The sequence below is a fragment of the Pseudomonas guariconensis genome (genome assembly GCF_040822035.1).
In the GTDB taxonomy this organism is placed as follows: Bacteria; Pseudomonadota; Gammaproteobacteria; order Pseudomonadales; family Pseudomonadaceae; genus Aquipseudomonas; species Aquipseudomonas guariconensis.
In genome coordinates this window covers 832,198-850,087 of the sequence record NZ_CP162012.1, presented here as the reverse complement: position 1 = coordinate 850,087, position 17,890 = coordinate 832,198, and the positions used below count along the sequence as shown (strand labels likewise).

17 protein-coding genes are annotated in these 17,890 nt (G+C 62.9%); 2 read left to right on the top strand and 15 right to left on the bottom strand.

Annotation, left to right across the window (positions count from 1 at the left end):
• Nucleotides 1-3: 3 nt before the first annotated feature.
• On the top strand, nucleotides 4-870 hold the full coding sequence (locus AB1N67_RS03805; RefSeq protein WP_102081211.1) for a LysR family transcriptional regulator: 867 nt from the start codon (nucleotides 4-6) through the stop codon (nucleotides 868-870).
• A gap of 68 nt (nucleotides 871-938) precedes the next feature.
• Here AB1N67_RS03805 and AB1N67_RS03800 read toward each other — a convergent pair whose 3' ends face one another.
• From AB1N67_RS03800 to ycaC, 5 genes are all read right to left on the bottom strand, one after another.
• Nucleotides 939-1,862, bottom strand: coding sequence for a LysR substrate-binding domain-containing protein (locus AB1N67_RS03800; protein ID WP_102081210.1), 924 nt, complete (start codon nucleotides 1,860-1,862; stop codon nucleotides 939-941).
• Between the two features lie 18 nt (nucleotides 1,863-1,880).
• Nucleotides 1,881-2,819 (bottom strand): HlyD family secretion protein, encoded by a 939-nt coding sequence (locus AB1N67_RS03795; protein WP_090345325.1) that lies wholly within the window; start codon nucleotides 2,817-2,819, stop codon nucleotides 1,881-1,883.
• A gap of 11 nt (nucleotides 2,820-2,830) precedes the next feature.
• On the bottom strand, nucleotides 2,831-3,037 hold the full coding sequence (locus AB1N67_RS03790) for a DUF1656 domain-containing protein (RefSeq protein WP_043214896.1): 207 nt from the start codon (nucleotides 3,035-3,037) through the stop codon (nucleotides 2,831-2,833).
• Nucleotides 3,027-5,180 (bottom strand): FUSC family protein, encoded by a 2,154-nt coding sequence (locus tag AB1N67_RS03785; RefSeq protein ID WP_367863543.1) that lies wholly within the window; start codon nucleotides 5,178-5,180, stop codon nucleotides 3,027-3,029. Before AB1N67_RS03785 ends, AB1N67_RS03790 begins: the two co-directional genes overlap by 11 nt.
• 74 nt (nucleotides 5,181-5,254) lie before the next feature.
• The gene (gene ycaC, locus AB1N67_RS03780; RefSeq protein ID WP_043214892.1) at nucleotides 5,255-5,875 is read right to left on the bottom strand and encodes an isochorismate family cysteine hydrolase YcaC; all 621 of its coding nucleotides are present in this window, start codon (nucleotides 5,873-5,875) and stop codon (nucleotides 5,255-5,257) included.
• Between the two features lie 323 nt (nucleotides 5,876-6,198).
• Here ycaC and AB1N67_RS03775 point away from each other — a divergent pair, with 323 nt between their 5' ends.
• A complete protein-coding gene (locus AB1N67_RS03775; protein ID WP_090345199.1) occupies nucleotides 6,199-7,323 on the top strand; it encodes a hypothetical protein in 1,125 nt (374 codons plus the stop codon).
• Here the strand turns inward: AB1N67_RS03775 and AB1N67_RS03770 are convergent.
• The 10 genes from AB1N67_RS03770 to AB1N67_RS03725 form a co-directional block, all read right to left on the bottom strand.
• On the bottom strand, nucleotides 7,320-8,741 hold the full coding sequence (locus AB1N67_RS03770) for an undecaprenyl-phosphate glucose phosphotransferase (protein WP_043214886.1): 1,422 nt from the start codon (nucleotides 8,739-8,741) through the stop codon (nucleotides 7,320-7,322). The two genes, AB1N67_RS03775 and AB1N67_RS03770, sit on opposite strands and share 4 nt — an antisense overlap.
• Nucleotides 8,742-9,090: 349 nt before the next feature.
• Nucleotides 9,091-9,828, bottom strand: coding sequence for a WecB/TagA/CpsF family glycosyltransferase (locus AB1N67_RS03765; protein WP_043214923.1), 738 nt, complete (start codon nucleotides 9,826-9,828; stop codon nucleotides 9,091-9,093).
• Nucleotides 9,829-9,833: 5 nt separating this feature from the next.
• A complete protein-coding gene (locus AB1N67_RS03760; RefSeq protein WP_090345197.1) occupies nucleotides 9,834-11,021 on the bottom strand; it encodes a glycosyltransferase family 2 protein in 1,188 nt (395 codons plus the stop codon).
• Complete coding sequence (locus AB1N67_RS03755; RefSeq protein WP_090345195.1) at nucleotides 11,018-12,220, bottom strand: glycosyltransferase family 4 protein; 1,203 nt, start codon at nucleotides 12,218-12,220, stop codon at nucleotides 11,018-11,020. The genes AB1N67_RS03760 and AB1N67_RS03755 overlap by 4 nt, the downstream gene beginning before the upstream one ends.
• A gap of 30 nt (nucleotides 12,221-12,250) precedes the next feature.
• On the bottom strand, nucleotides 12,251-13,219 hold the full coding sequence (locus tag AB1N67_RS03750) for a DUF535 family protein (RefSeq protein ID WP_090345323.1): 969 nt from the start codon (nucleotides 13,217-13,219) through the stop codon (nucleotides 12,251-12,253).
• A gap of 7 nt (nucleotides 13,220-13,226) precedes the next feature.
• The gene (locus AB1N67_RS03745; protein WP_102081206.1) at nucleotides 13,227-14,204 is read right to left on the bottom strand and encodes a glycosyltransferase family 2 protein; all 978 of its coding nucleotides are present in this window, start codon (nucleotides 14,202-14,204) and stop codon (nucleotides 13,227-13,229) included.
• Nucleotides 14,205-14,208: 4 nt separating this feature from the next.
• Entirely contained in the window at nucleotides 14,209-14,718 is a 510-nt protein-coding gene (locus AB1N67_RS03740) for a serine O-acetyltransferase (protein WP_367863542.1), read from the bottom strand.
• Nucleotides 14,719-14,726: 8 nt separating this feature from the next.
• Nucleotides 14,727-15,683 carry a glycosyltransferase family 2 protein gene (locus tag AB1N67_RS03735; protein ID WP_043208530.1) on the bottom strand — a complete coding sequence of 319 codons (957 nt, stop codon included), beginning with the start codon at nucleotides 15,681-15,683 and terminating at the stop codon, nucleotides 14,727-14,729.
• Nucleotides 15,680-16,300, bottom strand: coding sequence for an acyltransferase (locus tag AB1N67_RS03730; RefSeq protein WP_043208529.1), 621 nt, complete (start codon nucleotides 16,298-16,300; stop codon nucleotides 15,680-15,682). Before AB1N67_RS03730 ends, AB1N67_RS03735 begins: the two co-directional genes overlap by 4 nt.
• Before the next feature lie 123 nt (nucleotides 16,301-16,423).
• A complete protein-coding gene (locus tag AB1N67_RS03725) occupies nucleotides 16,424-17,890 on the bottom strand; it encodes an FAD-dependent oxidoreductase (RefSeq protein ID WP_043208528.1) in 1,467 nt (488 codons plus the stop codon).

Here is a 17,890-nt window from a genome sequence, read left to right as displayed (position 1 = left end):
GTTTTGGATATTCGATTTCTCGAAAGCTTGGTCGCGGTTATTGAAACAGGTTCCATCGCGGCAGCCGCCCGCCGAGAAAACCTTACTGCACCTGCCATCAGCCAGCGTATTCAAGCGCTTGAGAAATCGCTCTGCTGTGAACTATTGAACCGTGGATCCCACTCAGTTGATCCCTCTGAACAATGCTTGGCACTGTTGCCGAAAATGCGCAACTTAATTCAGTGCGCCACGGAACTCAGGGATGGATTCGACACCAATGGGCTTACAGGTGATTTCAAGTTAGGCGCTATTTCAACTGCGTTGACAGGCCTGCTTCCAGAATTAATGCACCAATTAACGATAACGGCACCGCACCTGAGGCTTAGAATCACACCTGGCGACTCGCGCGCGCTGTATGAGCAGGTGGTAACAGGTGAACTCGATGCCGGGCTTATGGTCTGCCCCCCGTTTTCCGTACCGAAATCCATCAAGATGCAAACGCTGCGGCATGAACCTTTAATGCTGTTGACAAAGGAACCCATTGAGCAGAGCAATATAAATACGACCATTCTCACCCACCCGTTGATTCGATACGATTCAAATGCTTGGGGCGGGCAGATAGCCCTGCAATACTTGCATGACAACGATCTAAGCCCTGATCTGCTGTGCAACCTCGATGCGCTTGACGCCATTTACATCATGGTAGAGAAAGGGATGGGTGTATCGCTCGTTCCCGCATGGGCAGGTTTGAAAAGTGGGGAGGTATTCGCCACGCCCGTCTCAGACTCCGATGACTACATACGCCAACTCGTTTTACTGTATAAATCCATCCCGCGAAGGCCCAAAGCGCTGGATGCCATAAAAGAAATACTCAAGCGCACGGCTTTATGATCCGCTCTCTACGAAGCGGACACCGAGCCTTGCAGCTCCCTGGCCTCCCACCTCGTGACCTCCCCGTTTCAAAGGGTTTGTCGCATCTGGCCTTCAGCCTCTCGCTCGAACGCCGCCACCAAAAAGTCGATCAGCTTGCGCACCGCAGGCATCACCCCGCGTCGTGACGGGAACAGCGCAACGATCTCGCCCTTGCGTGGGGTCCAGTCTTCCAAGGCAGGCACCAGGCGCCCGGCTGCCAGGTCGGCGCGCACCAGTTCCTCGGGGAGCAACACCACACCGACACCTGCCAACGCACCCTGGCGCAGCACCGCGACATCGTCCGACACCAGGCGGGGCCGGTAGCGAATCGACGCCACGGCGCCGTCCGGCCCGTCCAGGTCCCAGGTGTACTCCTGTACATTGGCGCCCCAGCCCAGGCTCGGCAGTTCGAACAGGTCCGAGGGGCGCAGCGGTTGCTCATGTCCGATCAGCAGCCTGGGGGCGACTACCAGGCATTGACGACTATCGGCCAACTTGCGCATCACCAGCTCGCTGCTCTCCAGTGGCCGATGGCGCACGCTCAGGACCAGGTCGAAGCCCTCGCCAATGACATCGACACGCCGGTTGTAGCTTTTGACCAGCAACTCCACCACTGGGCATTCGGCCATGAAGCGCGCCAGCATCGGCGCCAGGCGCGAGTCCAGCAGCGAGGTGCTGCAGGCCAGGCGGATAATACCGCTGGGCACCGCACGGCTGCGCTCGATCGCGTCTTCGGCGGCATACGCCCGGTCCATCATCGATACACAGTGATGGTAGTACTCCAGGCCCACCTCGGTGACGGCGAACTGGCGGGTGGAGCGCTGGATAAGACGCACGCCCAGGCGCTCTTCCAGCAGGGCCACACGACGGCTAAGGCGCGACTTGGGCAAGCCGAGGACACGGCCGGCGGGGGCGAAGCCACCGTGCTCCACCACCTTGGTGTACAGGTACAAATCATTCAGATCGAACATGCGACAGACTCACCCAACTCAATCCACGATGGTGACCGTCGCCGTGGTCCCAGCGCGCAGCGGCGGTGCGTCGGCGCTGCGCTCCAGACGCAGGCGCACCGGGATCCGCTGGGCAAGCTTGACCCAGGTATAGCTCGGATTGACGTTGGCCAGCAGGCGGTTGCCCGGCTGGTTCTCACGATCGGTGATGGCGTAGGCGATGCTTTCCACCGTGCCCTCCAGCACCTCGCCGCTCATCAAGGCGATGCGCGCATGGCTGCCCACCTTGATCTTCGGCAGCTTGGTTTCTTCGAAATAGCCACTGACGTGGAACGAGCTGCTGTCGACCAGCGCCAACAGCGGCGTGCCGGATTGGGCGAAATCCCCCTGGCGGGTCAACAGGTTGGTTACATAGCCGCTGACCGGCGCGGTGACCCGTGTGCGCTCCAGGTCCAGGCGGGCCTGCTTCAATGTGGCCTCGGCGAGCTGCACGTTGGCCTGGGCCAACCCCAGGTTGGACTGCTCGCGTAGAAGATCGGCCTGGGCCACGGCCACGTCCGTGCCGGACTTCTCCCACTCTTCCGCGGAAATCGCCGACAAGGACTGAAGCCTACGCCGGCGTTGCTCTTCGCTGCGCCGTTGCTTGAGCAGGGCTTCGTTGGCGACGATCGATGCCTTGGACTGCCCCAGTGCGGCGCGAGCGACCTCGACCGCGCGCTCGGCATGCAGTACCGCAAGCTCATAACGGGCGGGGTCGATCTGCAGCAGCAGCTCGCCTTGCTTGACGAACTGGTTGTCATGGATCGGCAGTTCGATGATGCGACCGGCCACCTCGGCCGACAGGGTCACCACGTCCGCCCTCACCCGGGCGTCGCGGGTCCAGGGCGCACGGGTGTAGTAGTCCCAGGCAAACCAGCCCAGCACCAGGGCAAGGGCCAGCACGGCCAAGGTCAGTGCCTTGGAAAATACAGGTTTCAAGGCAGGCATTGTTAGACACTCACTCCCATCGATAACACCAGGGCCGCGCAGATCGCGGCATACAGAGCCCCCTGGAACAAGGCGGGATGCCACACCAACGCCAGCACCCCAACTCGACGCAGCAAGGCGTCGGCAAGCAGAAACAACGGCAAGCCCAGCAACAACGCCTGGGCGATCGGCGGCAGGTAGACACCGCCGAACTCGAAATCAATGGGCATAGGCGCCCTCCTCTTCAGACTGCGTGGTCGGCGCCAGTACCTGGCGGTAGCGCTGGAGCAACTGGCCGGCGATCGCCAAGGCGACCCGCAGGATGAACAACTGACGCAGCGCCTCCCGGCCCGCCTCGAAATGCGCCTGATGCAAGGCGTCCAGGGTTTCGCCAAGCGCTTCGAGCTCGTGCAGCAGTGCGTCCAGGTCCACCTGACGACGCGCACCGATGAAGTCCGCCATCTCTTGCAACCCTAGGCGCAATCGCGCCTTTACGCCTTCCGGCAAGGTCTCGCTGGTGACGCACTGGGCCTGTGCCTTGGCCAGGACGATAGCCAATGCCGGGCACACCAGATTGCACTCGAACAGCTCACGCGAACGCGCATCGCTGGTGGCCGGCAGCAGGCCGATCATGGCCGAGAGCCGGTCGAGCATGCGGCTCTCGAAATCGAACTGGCGCACCAGGCTGGAGGGGGCAGTCACGTGTTGGTACACATCTTCCCGGCTCAGGCGAAACAGGCGGGCCATGCGCCTTTGCGGGTTGAACGGGAAGACCAGGGCAAACACCACCATCGCCAGCAGCCCCCCGGCCAGGTAGGCCCCGGCGAACTCGAACCATTGGATGGCGCTGTTGTGGTAAGCCCCGACGTTCTGCGGGCCGATCATCAGCAGGCCCACCAGGCCGATGCCCATGCCGATCCCGGCGGTCATGGGGTTGGCCAGACCGACGGCGGCCAGATAGAGCAAGGGTGTCAGGCACAGGGCGAGCATTTCGAAATCGGTGAAGATCGGCAGCAGGCCGAACTGATAGACCGCTGAGAGTACCAGCGCCACCAGCAATCCGCGGTTGTAGTTCTGGCTGGCCAGCAGCGGTCGAGGCAAAGTGGCCATCAGCGAGCACATGACGCCGATCAGGATCACTCCAGAGCGGGCGCCGTCCCAAGCGGTCTCGATCCACAGCCACCCTGCCAGGAACAACGCCAGGAAGGCCCGCGCGGCGTTCATGCCGGCCAGGCGAAAATCCAGGTGCAGGGCACTGACCCGCCCTTGGGCATGGGGGCAGCTGGCAGCCCTGCCCTGCTGGATCGCCTCGTTCAGCTCGATCAGCTCGTTCAGTTGTTGCAACAGACGCGCCTGCTCCCAACGCAGGGCCCAGGCCAGTGAACGCAGACGCGGTGGCAATGGTTCGCTGAGAAATTCCGCACGGTCGGCGGCCTGCTCGAAGCGCTGGTTCAGGTGGTGTATGGCCTGGCGACGCTGCGCCGATAAGGCCACACCCTCATTGGCCAGGGCATCTAGGCTGTCCAGCTCATCGTTGCGCAACAGTTGGATGTCGGCCGGCAGCGGCCCTTGCCAGTGCTGCTTGATCAGCTCACGTTGCTGTCGCAACACCAGTAGGCGCGACACCAGCAGCACCAGCTGGTTGGCCAGCAGTTGCACCAGGCCATCGGCGTTGCGCAGGTGCGGGGCATCGAAATAAAGATGTCGGCGCAGGCCTTCCAGCGCGCTGACCTGGGCGATCAGCTGGGCTTGGCGCTGGTTGAAAGCGGCTTCGTCTTCCTCGGTCCTGATGACCTCGGCGGCATGCCGAGCGATCAGCTTGACCAGGCTGTCGACCTGGGCGAAGTAACCTTGGGCGACCGCCTGCGGACGCGCTGTCAGCAGGCTGACCACGGCTACACAGGCCACTGCCAGCAGGGTTTCGGTCAGGCGCGTGATGGCCAGCAGCAGGATGCCGTCCGGTTCGGGCACCGCCAGCATCGCCACCACCACGGCAGTGAAACCACTGAGGACGAAGGCATGGGAGTCGGTATAGCGCAGCAGCGTGCCCCCTGCCGTGCAGAACGCCAGCCACAAGGCCAGGCAAACGATGAAGGGCATCGGTGCCTGGGGGAACAGCGCCATGAGCACCACCGCCACCGCCGCGCCCGCCGCCGTGCCGATCACCTGCGCGAAGCTGCGCTTGAGGGTCATGCCGGCCAAGGGCAGGCTGATGATGATCACGGTCATCAGCGCCCACTTGGGCTGTTCCAGATCGAAGATGAACGCCAGATACAGACACAGCAGGCCTGCGACGATGGTGCGTAAGGTGAAGAGCAACACCCCACGCCCGGGATTGAGGGCCAGTTTGAAATAGCCGATCAGTGGACCCATCCGGTACCTCTGGATACGGACGGGGAACCCTGCCCCAGGCGCATGAGCCCCTAAGGCAAAGCTCCCACGCCGGATTACTTCGTCAGCGTGCTGAAGCTGGTCATCAAGTTACGGTAGTCCGGGATGTGGTTGGAGAACAGTGTGCCCAGGCCTTCGATGTCGTTGCGCCAGTCGCGGTGCAGCTCACAGGCCACGCCGAACCAGGTCATCAACTGCGCACCGGCCGCCTCCATGCGGCGCCAGGCAGAATCACGGGTCAGTTCGTTGAAGGTCCCGGAGGCATCGGTGACCACGAACACATCGAAGCCCTCTTCCAGGGCCGACAGCGCCGGGAAGGCCACGCACACCTCGGTCACCACACCGGCGATGATCAGTTGCTTCTTACCGGTGGCCTTCACCGCCTTGACGAAGTCTTCGTTGTCCCAGGCGTTGATGTTGCCGGGGCGGGCGATATAGGGCGCATCTGGGAACTGCGCCTTGAGCTCAGGCACCAGCGGGCCATTGGGGCCGTTTTCGAAGCTTGTGGTGAGGATGGTCGGCAGCTTGAAGTACTTGGCCAAGTCCGAGAGGGCCAGCACGTTGTTCTTGAAGCGGTCCGGTTCGATATCACGCACCAGGGAGAGCAGACCCGTCTGGTGATCGACCAGCAAGACAGCGGCGTCGTTCTTGTCCAGACGCTTGTATTGGAAAGCCATGGTAATGCTCCTTTCTTCGGTGGGATTTTTAGACGTACGCAATCCAGTTGCCGCCTGCCCGCAATTCATGTGCGGGACTATCAGCGTAGGCAACACCGGCCATGCCAAGCGACCGTCAGTCGGCTCGATTCGGCGGTCGGCGCCCCTTCTGAAAAAACAATAGACACAACGTTAGTCCGACGAGTGGACAGTCGCTAGATACTCAAATCAGACCTCAGCGTTCCATTGGGTGAACACTGTGGCCCTGCCTTGCGAGCTGGCCGTTTCACATCTTTACTCGTTCTAGGTATGCACATGCCCCTTGAAGGAGCGCCAGCACCGCGATGAAAGAACAGCTCGCCCTACTGGCCAGGCAGTGCATTTCGCCGTCGGTCCGCTTCGAAATCAGGGCCACGTCCGCCAGGCTCAAGGACCTGGCCAGCCGCGCCTGCCTGTGGCGCTGGGAGCGCAGCCGCTTCAAGCCCGACCAACAGAGCAGCCACGAGGTGGTTTACTTGGGCCGCAAAGCCCACCGCGACCTGGCCAAGTTACTGATGGGGGCGACCACGCCGGCCAGCGCGACCAGCGATGCCGTGGTACTGGCCAGCGAAGTGCCGGTGCCCGGAGCCCTGCAGGTGCCGCATTTTTTGAGCGCCGTGGTGCCATTGGGGCGCTCTCTGGACAGCATCGTCGCCACCTACAACAGTGAGTTGCGGCGCAGCCTGCGCAAGCACCGGCCGCGCTATCACATGCGCCCGGCAGTCACCGACGAAGAGATCGCCCATGCCGACACGACGATGCTGCAACCCTACGCCAAGGCTCGCCATGGGGCGTCCGCCTCGCAGATTGCCACTGCCGAGGTCTTCAGGCTCGCCAAGTCCGCAGGCCGGCTGGACCTGATCCTGCGCGACGATGAAGTGGTGGCCTGCCACCTGGGCTGCGTCATCACCCGTGCCGGTAAGCGCTACTGGAGCACCATTCGCTTCGGCTACCCCGAGTCGGTTTTCGCCGATGCCAAGCAGCTGCGCGAGGTCAACTCGATTACCACCTTCATGGCGTTGGAGTGGGCGCTGGAAAACGGCTTCGACTACTACGACATTGGCTGCTGCCTGGCCCGCCCCGACGATGGGCTGCTGGAATGGAAAAGACGCCGCGGCGGCGACGTCGATACCTTAGGCAACCATGCCCACTTCTTTGTCAGGCTCCCCCGCACCGGCTCGGAATGGTTCCTCTGGAGTACGCCGCTGTTCGCGGTGGAGGATGGCCGGCTGACCTTGCACCTGGGTGTGCCCGAGGGGCCGAGCGATGAAGAGATCGCCAGCCGCTACCGGGAAATGGGCTTTGGCGGGTTGTCCAAGGTGTACTTGCATTGCTCCCGGGTACCAAGCCCGTCCTTGATCGAGACCTTGCGCAGCCGCTACGCGCACCTGAACCCGATGCCGATAATCCAGACACGTCTGACGCGCTAGTACGCCTGCTTGCCGGTGAACGCCGAAAGCGTGCGCACGAGAATGATGAAATCCAGCCACACCGACCAGTTGTTGATGTATTCGATGTCCGAGTCGACCCGCTGGATCATCTGTCCCAGATCCTTGGTCTCTCCCCGGTAACCGCGCACCTGCGCCAACCCTGTCATGCCGGGCTTGATGTTGTTGCGCGCGAAATAGTCGGCGATGTCCCTGGAATACTGAGTGTCGTGCTGGATGGCGTGCGGACGTGGCCCCACCAGGGACATCTCGCCCATCAATACATTGAACAGCTGCGGTAACTCGTCGAGGCTGGTGCGGCGAATGAACGCCCCGACCCGGGTCATGCGCGGGTCGTTCTTCTGCGCCTGTTGGAGCACCCCGGTTTCGGGCTGGTGCACGAACATGCTTCTGAATTTCCAGATGCGGAAGGTCTCGCCGCTCCAGCCCATGCGCTCCTGGCGGAAGAACACTGGCCCCGGGCTGTCGAGCTTGATGGCCACAGCGATGATGAGCAGGACCGGTGCGGCACACAGCACAATCAATGCGGCCAGCAGTTTGTCTTCGAGGTTCTTGAGGAACAGGCTGGTGCCGGTGAGTGGCGTTTCGGAAAGCGTGAGCACAGGGATACCGGCAATTTCGCGCACGCTATGGTTGATCAGCCGCAGCGAGAAGATGTCGGGAATCCAGTTGACCGAAACGCACTTGTCCAGCAGCCGCAGGTACACATCGCGGATCAGTTGCGAGCCTTCCAGCGGCGTGACCAGGTAGACGGTCTTGATGCCATGACGTACCACGATGTCATCCAGCTGGGAAATATCGCCCAGGATCACCGGGCCACCCTCTCCCTCCTGCGCCCCTACTTGCAGCTCCGTCTCACCGATGTGCACGCAGCCGACGATCTTCTCGCCCAGCCAGGGGTTGTTGCTGATCTTCTTGTGCAGGAAGGTCGCCAGTTCACCGGAGCCGATGATCAAGGCGTTCTCCTGGCTGTAGGGCAGCGTCAGGAATTTCACCTGGATTTCACGTACCAGAAAATGCAGCAGCAACTGGATGAAATAGCCGATGACGAACAGCTCGCCCACCAGCAGGCGCGAATACTGCTCGCTCTGTTTGGTGAGAAAAGCCATGGCCACGAGAAAGCAGAACGTCACCGTCCAGGCCTTGAACAGCTTGAACGCCTTGATCGACAGGCCCACGTTGCTGCGGTAGATGGCGTAGTGGTCATAGACCACCGCCAGGGCGCCGATCAGCAACAGCAGCATGATGACGTAGTCGGGGGTGATGTAACCGACGTGCAGGTAGATCAGGTACCAGGCGACTCCGGTCACCGCGATGCCGTCAAGCCCGGCCTGGATGGCGTTGCTGATGCTGCGTCTGCGCTGGAGTAGGGAACGGTTACTTCTGGGTTCGAAAACCATTGCTCGTCCTCACTGATGCCGAGAAACCACACGCTTTCCTACCAAGCCAAGAACAACCGCATTCATCCTGAAAAGACAAAGACCCGACGCGCACTCAGCGAGTGCCGCCTGGTCAATGACGTAGGAGATCGTCCCCGTGACTATCGATCACCTGAATCACACGCTAATGCGCGGACTGCTCCCCAGGGCGATAGTGCGACCCGTTTGCCGAGGGTCCTCGGCACATGGGTGCGTTTGATATCACTGTAGCAGTACTTTGGAACCGCGCCGGGGATTTACCCTTTTGGGCCGTTGCAGAGGCGCGTCGCCCCCTTCGCAGGTTTACCCGCGAAGCAGACACCACTCCCTGTCAGTGACCACGCGCTCGCGCATAGCTCAACGTGCGCCAGAGGAACAATGGATTGCCGAGCACATACCGGCTGAACAGCCGCCTAGGCTCACGCAGCAGTCGGAACAACCACTCGCAGCCCAGGCGCCGCATCCACCGAGGCGCACGCGTCACCTTGTCGCCGAGAAAATCCAGGATCGCCCCGCCGCACACCACCACGCAGGGCACGCCGCTTTGCGCCAGCCGGGCAGCGACCGCCTCCTGCTTGGGCATGCCCATGCCCAGCACGATCAGCTCCGGCCGCTGCCGGTGCGCCAGGGCCAGGTAGGTATCGATCTGATCGAAACCATGGTGAACAGACGTCACCTGAACCCCGAAGCGGGCTTCGCTGCTGCGCGCTGCGTTTTCCAGATAAGGCGCTTCGGTGCCCCAGAACGCCACACGCCGCCCGCTGAAGGCCATCAGCAACTTGGGAATGAAGTCGGTGCCGTTCATGTTCAGGCCAGGCGCCAACCCCAGCCGGCGCAACAGGATCGCCATGCCCGAACCGTCGCGCAACAGCACGTCCGCCGAAGCCAGCGCCTGGAGGTAAGCGCGGTCGCGGGTCACCAAGTTCATGGCATGGGCGTTGACGAAACCCAGCACCCGCCGCGCCCCAGGTGTGGATAACTGGGCCAGCAAGCGCTGCTCATCCTCTGCGTCTTCCACCACCCGCAGCTTGTCGACGATGGTGCTCCAGTGGCCTTGCCAGATCGACATAGGCATCAGTTGCCATCCCGTTTGGAGCGCACCCAGTCCACCTGGCGTTTGACCAGGAACCCCAGGTAGATAGGGATTTTCTTCGCCGCGTAGAGCGGCGCGTAGAGCAGCACTGAAAATGCGATCAGCCCTCGGCAGAACCGGTACCAGGCCAGCAGGACGGCGATGCCCAGCAATACCACTGCGCAGCTCGCCAGCCACGGCGCGGTGCTGACATCCAGCAGCAACCAGGCCAACCACGAAAGGCAGAAAACCCCGGCCAAGGCCAACACCAGCAAGGCCAGCGGTGGCACCATCAGGTCCAGCGCCAGGGCCAACAACGCACCATTGCGACGGGCGAGGCTTTCGATCAACAACCGTGGCGCATCCTTGAGCAAGACGCCCAGGTGCCCGTGCTCCCAACGTCGGCGTTGCGCCCCCAGCCCTTCGTTGCTGACGGGAAACCAGCTGGTGACCCTGGCATCGGGACAGAACAACGGCGCCTTGCCGATGCGGCACAGGTCCAGGCCCATCTTCAGGTCCTCGACCAAATGGCCACTGGCAAGCTCCAGCGAGGCCAGGTCACGCCAGGTGAACGCCATGCCAGCGCCCATCAACTGACAAGGCAGGCCCAGCCGCGCCCAGCCGCGTGGACGCACCAGGTTCTTCACGCGCCAGGCGAACTCGGCCACGCGGGTCTTGAGTCCTGCGCCCTCAGGCGCCTGCATCAGGTACAACGCCTGAACCGGACGCCCGCTGTCGATGCAGCAGGTAGCAAGGCGCGTGAGCGCGCCCTCGCCCAGCTGGCAATCGGCATCGACCACGACGATCACCGGCGGTGGGTCGAAACCCAGGTAGCGCACTCCAAAGTCCAGCGCATAACCCTTGCCCCGCGCCTGTGCATCGAAGCGCTCGACCACCTCGGCACCTGCTGCCCGCGCAAGCGCTGCGGTGTCATCGGTGCAGTTGTCCGCCACCACCAGCAGTCGATCACCCTCGCACAGCTGCGCACGGATGCTGTCCAGCGTGGCGATGATGATCGAGGCCTCATCATGGGCCGGCACCAGCACCGCCAAACGCGGACGCGGCACGCGGGCCGCAGGCGGCAGCCGTGCCGGCAGGCAGGCCATCAGCACCTCGATGAACAACACCAGCGTCGGCAACAGCACGAGCAACGCCAGCGCGCCCAGTATCGCCGCCGCGAGCCCTGTCATGCCGGAGCCCTGAACAGTGCGGCCAGCTTACCGGCCTCGGTGTCGATGTCATGGCGCTCAAGCACCCGCGCATACGCCGCCTCCCCCATACGCTGAAGCACCTCCACCGGTTGCGCCAGGCAGTCGGCCATGGCCTGCGCCAGTTCCTCCACGGCCCCGGCGCTGAACAACCAGCCGTTCTCACCCTGGCGGACCAGCTCGGGGATGCCCGCCACATAGGTCGTTAAGACAGGTCGGCGCAGGGCCATGGCCTCCATGATCACCACCGGCAGACCCTCAGCGAAACTCGGCAGCACCAGGGCGCGCGCCGCCAGGATCTCGGCACGCACCTGCGCGCTGCTGATCCAGCCGGTGATGCGCACCTGGGCCTGCAGGCCGTGCCGGGCGATCAGCGCCTCGATATCCGCCCGCATCTCGCCATCGCCCGCCAGCACCAATTCGCAGGCCACACCGCGCTCGGCCAGGCGCCGCGCCGCCTCGAGCAACAGCAGTTGCCCTTTCTGTTCGCACAGCCGCCCCACGCACACCAGCCGTGGTACCGCCGGAGCCGGTACTGCCGGCACGTCGTGGAACATCCGCTCCAGGCCGCAATGCACCACCTTCACCTTGGCCCAATGCCCATGGGCGACCCAACGGAACAACTGGCTGCGCCCGTAGGAGCTGATCGCCGCGACGAACGCGGCGCGCCGGACCTTCTCGCCCAAGTGGAGAAACTGGGGTTTGTCGAACTCTTCCGGCCCGTGCACGGTAAAGCTGTACGCCGGCCCGCCAAGGGCATTGGCCAGCATCACCACTTCGGTGGAGTTGGTGCCAAAGTGCGCATGCACATGCTCGCTGCCAAATGCCCGCAATCGCTGCAGCACCCAGCAGGCTTCAGCCAGGTAGACCACGTGGTAAGGCAATGGCCGGTCGGCGCGCCAGCCCAAGCGCAAGGCCAGCCAGAATGCGGTAAAAAACCGTCGCGGGTCGGCCCGCAGCACCTGTAGCAAGGGCTTGATCAGCCCTCTGAGGCCGCCTTGCAGGACGTACTGGGTCTGATCCCGCTCGGCCATGTCGTCGGCATCCAGCAATTGCGCATCCCAACCCCGCAAGGCCATGCGCTGGATGATGAAGCCCTGACGCTCCAGCGCCAGGATTTCACGGCGTATGAAGCTATGGCTGACCTTCGGGTACTGATTGACGAAATACGTAATGCGCATAGGGACCCGACTGAATGCGTGTTCGATTGATTATGGGTGCACTCCTGACTCAGGGTAGCCTGCCTCCTTCACGCTCACCGATTGTTTACCTTGCAAACGCAACGTGGCGTCCACCTGGGCGAATACATCGTCCAGCAGGTCATGACGGCGGCGGTACATCGCGCGCTTCTTGGGCGCGACGTCGTCCAGGCTGCGCCGGGCCTCGTCGATCGGCATGACGTAGAAGTCCTGGCGCTGCGAAGGCAGCGCACCGTGCTCTTGCCAGATGACATCGTAGTTGGTCGGCAACTCCTGGGCCTTTTGCGCACCGAAGTAGGCATGGCGATGATGCCGGTAGCTATCTCCCACGGCGTAGAGCCGCGTGACGCCCAGGCGCGTGGCCAGGTGGCGGAGCACCTCGATCAACAGGCTGCGCGGGCGCAGCCCTTCGAAATCCTTGGTCAGCGTCCGATAGATCGACAGTGACGTTTCGCTGTCGATGCCTTTGTGAATGCCCTGCACTGCGCCGATGAACACGCACAGCTCGCCGTCCTCCAGGCCCAGGCTGAAGGCCAGCGACGCGACCCGCAGATCATGTTGGAACAGGTTCAGCACCAACTCCCCTTCGCGCATGAACCAGAACGCCCGATCAAGCACCAAAGAGCATGCCGGTGAATAGCGCGACAGGTCATCGAGCAGCAGCCGCTCTTCGCGCCCCAGCAGCAGCAGGCTCGGGCACCGGCTGCTGACCACTTCGTAGTGCGAGGCCAGCGCATCGAAGCGCATCGACGCCGGCCAGTCCTTGCTGATGTACGGCCACTGGACCAGGCCAATGCAATCGATGCCCAGCCGCTCCCGGCCACTGTCGCCCAAGGCAAGCGACAGACGCCGCTGGAACGCATTGAGGCCGGACCATTCCCGCGCCATGTGCCGTACCAGACGGAGCTTGTTGTGCAGCGCCCGCAGCGAGTAACCGGGGTGCAAGGTGAACACGCTTTTGACCAGTGACCGATATGTCATGGACATCTCACTTGTATTCGATCAACACGGATTTGCCGACACCGAACCTTTTCAGCAAGAACTTCACCTGCCCACACATTTCGGGAAACTTGCCCAACACCAGAAACCCCGCCTGCAACCCGTTCTGCTGCAACGACCCGCGCCCCCGGCGCATCAGCCGAAGCACCTGCAGCGGGTAGACGAGCAACAGCAACAGCCCGCCCCAACCGAACAACGTGCAGGCCAGCAGGGTCGCCAAGGGAATCCCCAGCCCCCACACCCAGGCTCGGCGCGACTCACGCAGCCAATGGCGCTCGGGTGCCGCGCCATGCAGGAACGCGCCTTCGGCAAAGGCATAGCCGCCGCGCAGGCTGCGCCGCCACCATTGGCTGAAGCGGGTCATGGCCGCGTCGTGCAGGGTCATTTCGGCGTCCAGACGCCAGACCTTCCAGCCCTGGGCGCGCAGGCGCACGCACAACTCCGGCTCCTCGCCGGCGATCAAGTCAGCGCGGTAGCCATTCACTTGGACGAAGGCATCGGCGCGCATGAGCGCATCGCCGCCACAGGCCTTGGCCTGGCCGACCGGGGTGTCCCACTCCAGGTCGCACAATTGGTTGTAGATCGAACGTGTGGGGTATCGCTCGCGGCGCCGACCACAGACCACGGCGACCTCAGGGTGCTGGTCGAGAAAGGCCTGCGCCGCGGGCAGCCAGCCGGCGACCACTTCGCAATCGCCATCGACGAACTGCACGTAACGCACCGAAGGCATCAAGCGATGCAAACAGGCAAAGCCTTCGTTGCGCGCACGCGCGGCAGTGAAGGGCTGCGTCATGTCCAGGGCCAGCACCTCGATACCTTGCGCCTGCGCCATCTGCACAGACCCGTCGGTGGAGCCTGAGTCGACATACACCACCTGATCCGCCGCACCGGCCAGCGACGCCAGGCAGCGCTCCAGCCGCGAGCCCTCGTTGCGCCCGATCACCACCACACCGATGCCGGTCATCATGGATTCATCCGCCACTGCGTCGGGGCTTGATGACCGCGGGCACACCGACAGCCAGCGAATCGTCGGGCACATCGGTCAACACCACCGCGTTGGCCCCGATGATCACGTTGTTGCCGATGCGGATATTGCCCAGCACCTTGGCCCCGGTGCCGATATCGACGTTGTTGCCGAATACCGGCGCGATGGGCTCCTGCACGTTCTTCAAGCCCACCACCACGCCATTGCGAATGCGGCAGTCATCGCCGAAGCGGGCATAGCCGCTGACCACGATGCCGCCAAAATGATCGATGACGAAGTTGCGCCCCAGCTCCACCTCGCAGGGCAGTTCGATGCCGGTGAGGATCTGCACCAGCTTGAACAGCACCTTGTAGATGAACGACAGCAGCTTGCGCAGCAACGCCGGACGCACCCCGTAGCGCCAGCGCCCGAAACGGTAGACCAGCATCACCCAGAAGCCCTGTGCCGCCCAGTCGCCTCCATGGGCCCGCAGGTCCGCGCGAACGTTATCGAACATACGGCCCCCTAGCGTGTCGGCTGGCTTGCAAAGCGCGTGTCGAAGAGCAACGCCCAGGTCGCCCGGGCATGCTTCCAGCTGGCTTTCACGGCCCCCCAGCCACGTCGTTTGAGCAATGCCTTGAGCGCCAGCAAGGTGTCCCCGAGGCTCACCAGCAGCATGTGCAGCACAAGCCCTGGCACGCCATGGTGCTTGCGAAAATACAGCAGCTCGCTTTCGATCTGCATCACCGAGATCTGCCGGCTGGCCGCTTCGAGCTCGGTGACTGACTTGGAGCTTTCGCCGCCAATGTGCACCACCGTGGTGTAGGGGTAATACACGACTTTCCAGCCAGCCTGCTTGACCCGTTTGCAATGGTCCACTTCCTCGTAATAGAGGAAGTAGCGCGGGTCGAACAAGCCTACCTGCTCGATGACCTCGCGTCGGACCAGGTAGAAACAGCCTGGCAACCAGTCGCATTCACGCACCGAGTCGTGGTCCCAGTTCATCTCGTCGATGGTCTGCAGCCCAGGGAAGAAGCGCTCCAGCCCCGTGCGCGCGGCAAACATGTTCAGCGGCGTCGGAAAGTACCGGCAGCTGGGCTGAAGGTCTCCCTCGCGCCCCACCAGACGCACCCCGAGCACGCCGCACTGCGGATGCGCTTCCATGTATTCGACCGTTCGCACCAGGGTGTCGTGCGCGACGAAGGCGTCGGTATTGAGCAGCAAAGCGTATTTGCCCTGCAGGTGCTCGACCAGCTGGTTGTTGGCGCGGCCGAAACCGACGTTCTTCGGATTGGCCACCAGCAGCGCCTCGGGGCAGACCGCCGCCAGGCGCTCCAGGGAGTCATCGACCGAGGCGTTGTCGACCACCAAGTAGCTCGCCAGATCCGCGCCCTCGCCACGGCGCAGGGCATCGAACATCGGTTGCAGCAGCCCTGCGGTGTTGTAATTGACGATCAGCACATCGACGAGCTTTTCAGTCATGTCTCCTGCCTCCCGGTGCCGTAAAAGTACTCGGCGCGCATGGCAGCCAGTTTCGGCTCCAGCTGTGGATCGAAGACATCTGCCCGATTCTTGATCAGGTCGATCCACGGGTAGGCCTCGCAGCGCGCCTCGACCCGCTTGACCAGGTCTTCGAGCGTGCACAGGACCTTGGCGGGGTTGCCACCAACGACCGTGCCCGGCGGCACGTCCTTGGTCACCACCGCCCCTGCGGCCACGATGGAGTTCGGCCCGATGGTCACCCGCGGCATGACGATCGCCCCATGGGCGACCCAGCTGTTGTCACGGACATCGATGAAACCCACCGAGTCGAGCTTCTTGCCGTAGATGACCTCGATCAGCTCCACCACACCGTCGTGCCCGATCAGCGTGCAATCCGACAGCCCGCAATTGTTGCCCAGGCGCACCAGGGAAGGGTCGGTGATATTGCACCCCGGGTTTATCTGGACGTTGGTCCCGGTGGAGTGAAACCGCCCCCAGCGCGACAGGTACGCGCCCCACTGGATAGCGTTGGGGCGGCACAGGCGCCTGTACAGTCCGGCCCCACGTCCGGTGGACATGGCGTAATGCGCCACGATTTTTCTCAGCCATCCCATCATGCTGTTGCCCTCGCAAACCTATCGATGTCGAACCGAACCCAGGCCGCACGTTCCTCGCACGGTACCTGCCCCATCAGCGCAGCTGCCAGACATCCACAGGTTGCAGGCGCGCTGCCACACCCTTCAGGCGAACTCTCCCGCCTGAGACTTCATCTTTGCGTCCAGATGGTCCGCCAGCCGCAAGGCGAACTGCAGAAGCGGCATCGTCGGATTGCTCGCCCCGCCCTTGGCGAAAATGCTGCTGCCAGCGATATACAGATTGTCTGTGCCGAACACCTTGCAGTCCGGGTCGACCACCCCGGCATCGGGCGAGGCCGCCATGCGCGTGGTGCCCATGTGGTGCGCGTGGGGCGACATTTTCAGGGGCAGGGACGTGTCGTGGACGAAGTCGTTCAACTTGACGAAGGCCAGCCCGCTTTCGGCGAAACGCTTTGCCAGCTCGACGCCGATGCACTTGATGGTCTGGCGGTCATCGCCGCTCAGTACCCAGTTCATGTTCACTTTGGCCACGCCCAGCGCGTCCTTTTCTTGCAATGTCGAAAGGCGGCTCTGCAGGTTGGGGAACTGTTCGATCATGGTGCTCAGCACGCCATCGCCGGGGCAGTTGAACTTGGCGATGAAATCGATCTTGTGGGCGATTCCCATATCGCAGCTGAGGGTCTCGAGGAAGTCCTTGACCTGGGCGGTCCGGCCATAGTTCGTCACCTCGTCCAGCACCGTCGCGGAGACGTTGCCTTTGCCCGCGTGATACTCGGCCACGAACGCATCGGTGGTGAAGTACTGGCGAGGCTTGTCCACTTTTCCGCTATTGAGGATGAACGTGCCCAGGTCGACATTTAGGTGCTCCATGAAACAGCGCCCGACAAAACCATCGGGCTTGACCACGCCCGCGGCAGCCAGTGACTCGCTATTGAGCAGTTGCCGGGCATTTTCCACAGCGCCCATGGCCAGTACGAACTGCCGGGCGATCACCCGCTCCCGGTGCAGATCGTAATCGGACACCACTACAGCCTTGACCCTATCGGCAGCGTGATCGAATTCCAGGTCGACGCAATTGCAGTGGATGAACACATCCAGCCCTGGCGTCTGCTCCAGCGCCTTGGCGTACTTCTGGGCAAACCGAGTGGGCGGGCTGAGCAAGAACTCGTCAGGTACGAAGTCATCACCGAGCCGACTGACATTGATCGCCTGGAAGTGCGCGCCTTCCGGCAGGTCGACGATGGCCATGGCGGCCGGCAGGTACCGCTCGATCTCGGCATAGGCGATGGGCCAGCCAGGAATGCCGCCCGGCGGCGGGACAGAAAAGTCCGAGGCTTCGAATGGCCGGCAGCGCCCGGCCCAATGGTTGGAGGTGCCGCCCAGAAAGCGCAGGCGCGTATTGTGGATATACGCCTCCAGACCGGAGGAGGTGCATTGATAAAGATCCTGGGATTGCTGGGAATACTCGTGCCCGCCGCCTTCGAGCAACACCACGCGCCAGCCTGCTTCGGCCAGGCGCAAGGCCAGGGTGATGCCCGCAGGTCCCCCGCCGATGATGCAGAAGTCGTAGTCATCACGCAGTGCTTTGTGCGTCTGATAATCCTTGATCAT

What these genes read in the sequence shown, in the direction of transcription:
- AB1N67_RS03725 (WP_043208528.1), bottom strand. Translation starts at nt 17,890, where the DNA reads ATGATCAAGGATTATCAGACGCACAAAGCACTGCGTGATGACTACGAC.
- AB1N67_RS03790 (WP_043214896.1), bottom strand. Translation starts at nt 3,037, where the DNA reads ATGCCCATTGATTTCGAGTTCGGCGGTGTCTACCTGCCGCCGATCGCC.
- AB1N67_RS03755 (WP_090345195.1), bottom strand. Translation starts at nt 12,220, where the DNA reads ATGCGCATTACGTATTTCGTCAATCAGTACCCGAAGGTCAGCCATAGC.
- AB1N67_RS03775 (WP_090345199.1), top strand. Translation starts at nt 6,199, where the DNA reads ATGAAAGAACAGCTCGCCCTACTGGCCAGGCAGTGCATTTCGCCGTCG.
- AB1N67_RS03760 (WP_090345197.1), bottom strand. Translation starts at nt 11,021, where the DNA reads ATGACAGGGCTCGCGGCGGCGATACTGGGCGCGCTGGCGTTGCTCGTG.
- AB1N67_RS03745 (WP_102081206.1), bottom strand. Translation starts at nt 14,204, where the DNA reads ATGATGACCGGCATCGGTGTGGTGGTGATCGGGCGCAACGAGGGCTCG.
- AB1N67_RS03730 (WP_043208529.1), bottom strand. Translation starts at nt 16,300, where the DNA reads ATGATGGGATGGCTGAGAAAAATCGTGGCGCATTACGCCATGTCCACC.
- AB1N67_RS03735 (WP_043208530.1), bottom strand. Translation starts at nt 15,683, where the DNA reads ATGACTGAAAAGCTCGTCGATGTGCTGATCGTCAATTACAACACCGCA.
- AB1N67_RS03785 (WP_367863543.1), bottom strand. Translation starts at nt 5,180, where the DNA reads ATGGGTCCACTGATCGGCTATTTCAAACTGGCCCTCAATCCCGGGCGT.
- AB1N67_RS03750 (WP_090345323.1), bottom strand. Translation starts at nt 13,219, where the DNA reads ATGACATATCGGTCACTGGTCAAAAGCGTGTTCACCTTGCACCCCGGT.
- AB1N67_RS03765 (WP_043214923.1), bottom strand. Translation starts at nt 9,828, where the DNA reads ATGTCGATCTGGCAAGGCCACTGGAGCACCATCGTCGACAAGCTGCGG.
- ycaC (WP_043214892.1), bottom strand. Translation starts at nt 5,875, where the DNA reads ATGGCTTTCCAATACAAGCGTCTGGACAAGAACGACGCCGCTGTCTTG.
- AB1N67_RS03800 (WP_102081210.1), bottom strand. Translation starts at nt 1,862, where the DNA reads ATGTTCGATCTGAATGATTTGTACCTGTACACCAAGGTGGTGGAGCAC.
- AB1N67_RS03770 (WP_043214886.1), bottom strand. Translation starts at nt 8,741, where the DNA reads ATGGTTTTCGAACCCAGAAGTAACCGTTCCCTACTCCAGCGCAGACGC.
- AB1N67_RS03740 (WP_367863542.1), bottom strand. Translation starts at nt 14,718, where the DNA reads ATGTTCGATAACGTTCGCGCGGACCTGCGGGCCCATGGAGGCGACTGG.